At 74.1% G+C, this 2,184-nt stretch carries 2 protein-coding genes and 1 pseudogene; 1 reads left to right on the top strand and 2 read right to left on the bottom strand.

Annotation, left to right across the window (positions count from 1 at the left end; all coding sequences use genetic code 11):
• A pseudogene (locus B0E53_RS35775) lies at positions 1-514 on the bottom strand (FGGY family carbohydrate kinase); the annotation flags it as partial.
• 10 nt (positions 515-524) lie between these two features.
• On the bottom strand, positions 525-1,712 hold the full coding sequence (gene xylA / locus B0E53_RS35770; protein WP_107079851.1) for a xylose isomerase: 1,188 nt from the start codon (positions 1,710-1,712) through the stop codon (positions 525-527).
• A gap of 52 nt (positions 1,713-1,764) precedes the next feature.
• Here xylA and B0E53_RS35765 point away from each other — a divergent pair.
• Positions 1,765-2,184 (top strand): helix-turn-helix domain-containing protein (locus tag B0E53_RS35765; protein ID WP_146167949.1); only part of this gene is annotated, 420 nt, incomplete at its 3' end.

The raw sequence follows: 2,184 nt of genomic DNA, 5'->3' as shown, positions 1-2,184 counted from the left end.
GCCGCCGAGCGCCACCGGGTCGAGGTGCCCGGCCACCTCGGCCGGGCCGAGCACGACCGGCACCCGCAGCCGCCGCCCGAAGGCGCGTTCCAGCAGGTCGAGACGGTATTCGCCGGTGCGCGGCGACCAGTAGCCGGTGCCGCTGGCGTCGCCGCGGTCGGTGCGCAGCGCGGCCAGGCCGGGTGCGCCGGCCAGCCGCCAGGTGAGCCAGTCGTGCGGCAGGCAGACGGCGGCCACCCGGTCGGCGTTGGCCGGCTCGTGCCGGGCCAGCCAGCGCAGCTTGGTGGCCGTGAAACTGGCCACCGGCACGGCGCCCGTCGCGTCGGGCCACGTCGGCCAGCCCGCCGGCCCCGGCCACGGCCGCCCGCAGGGCGGCCCACCAGGCGTCCGGGTCGACCTCGGTGCCCTCGGGGTGCGGCGCGCGGCCCTGCCGGACCAGCGCGCCGGTCTCCGCGTCCCGGACCACCACCTTGCAGGACTGGGTCGACGAGTCGATCCCGGCGACGAGCGGCATGGCGGCCGCCTCAGCGCGCGCCGAGCAGGTGCTCGACGGCGAGCTGGTTCAGCCGGACGAAGCCGAAGCCCTTCGCCCCGGCCGCGTCCGGGTCGAACTCCTCGAACGCCGAACGGTCGGCGAGCAGGTCGGCGTAGCCCTCGCCCGGGTTCAGGGTCGGGGTGGCCAGCTCGGTGACCTTGCTGGCCGCCAGGGCCTCGGCCACCTCCGGGTCGGCCCGGAACGCCGCGGCCCGCTCCTTGAGCAGCAGGTAGGTGCGCATGTTCGCCGCCGCCGAGGCCCACACCCCCGTCATGTCCTCGGTCCGGGAGGGCTTGTAGTCGAAGTGCCGCGGCCCGTCGTAGGCGGGACCGCCGTTCGGCCCGCCGTTCTCCAGCAGGTCCACCAGGGCGAACGCGTTGAGCAGGTCGCCGTGGCCGAAGACCAGGTCCTGGTCGTACTTGATGCCGCGCTGGCCGTTGAGGTCGATGTGGAACAGCTTGCCCTGCCAGAGCGCCTGGGCGATGCCGTGCGCGAAGTTCAGTCCGGCCATCTGCTCGTGGCCGACCTCGGGGTTGAGGCCGACCATCTCCGGTCGGGCCAGGGTGGAGATGAACGCCAGCGCGTGGCCCACGGTGGGCAGCAGGATGTCGCCGCGCGGCTCGTTCGGCTTCGGCTCGAGGGCGAAGCGCAGGTCGTAGCCCTGGTCGACGACGTACTGGCAGAGCAGGTCAACGGCCTCGCGGTAGCGGTCCAGCGCGGCGCGGACGTCCTTGGCCACGTCGTACTCGGCGCCCTCCCGGCCGCCCCACATGACGAAGGTGCGGGCGCCCAGTTCGGCGGCGAGGTCGACGTTGCGCAGCACCTTGCGCAGCGCGTACCGACGGATGTCGCGGTCGTTGCTGGTGAAGCCGCCGTCCTTGAACACCGGGTGGGTGAAGAGGTTGGTGGTGACCATCGGCACGACCAGGCCGGTCTCGTCGAGGGCCTTGCGGAACCGGGCGATGTGCTGGTCGCGGGTGGCGGCGTCCGCGCCGAAGGGGACCAGGTCGTCGTCGTGGAAGGTGATCCCGTACGCCCCGAGCTCGGCGAGCCGGTGCACGGCCTCCACGGCGTCCAACTCGGGTCGGGTGGCGTCCCCGAACGGGTCGCGGGCCGGCCAGCCCACTGTCCAGAGACCGAAGGAGAACTTGTCGGCGGGGGTGGGACTGGGTGCCATGGAGACCTCCGGGTGGTGGTGTCGTCCGCAATTTGTTCAGTGGTTGAATTAAATGGCGGTCGTGTGGCAGTGTCAAGCGGTGAACAGCACCAGCAGCGCCGGGGCGGTCCGGCAGGGCAGCCTCCGCGAACTCAACCTCGCGGTCGTGCTCCGGCGGATCGCCGCCGCCGACCGGCCACCGTCCCGGGCCGAGATCGCCGCCGGCACCGGACTGACCCGGGCCACCGTGTCCGCCGTGGTCGACGACCTGATCGCCGGCCGGCTGGTGGCCGAGGCGGAGCCCGCGCCGCGTACCGGGGCCGGCCGGCCCGCCCGTGGCCTGGTGCTGGCCGGCGACGGCCCGGCCGGGCTCGGCCTGGAGGTGAACGTCGACTATCTGGCCGCCTGCGTGGTCGACCTGACCGGGACGGTCCGGCACCACCTGGTGCGCCGCGCCGACCTGCGCCCGGTGCCCCCCGCCGACGCCCTGGAC

Origin of the sequence: Micromonospora sp. MH33 (genome assembly GCF_003013775.1) — a bacterium.
Taxonomy (GTDB): domain Bacteria; phylum Actinomycetota; class Actinomycetes; order Mycobacteriales; family Micromonosporaceae; genus Micromonospora; species Micromonospora fulviviridis.
Note: the sequence above shows the minus strand (reverse complement) of the source record. Positions and strands in the feature narration are given on the sequence as shown.

Bases quoted from the DNA above. Each gene is read 5' to 3' on its own strand.
- xylA (WP_107079851.1), bottom strand. From the start codon at position 1,712: ATGGCACCCAGTCCCACCCCCGCCGACAAGTTCTCCTTCGGTCTCTGG.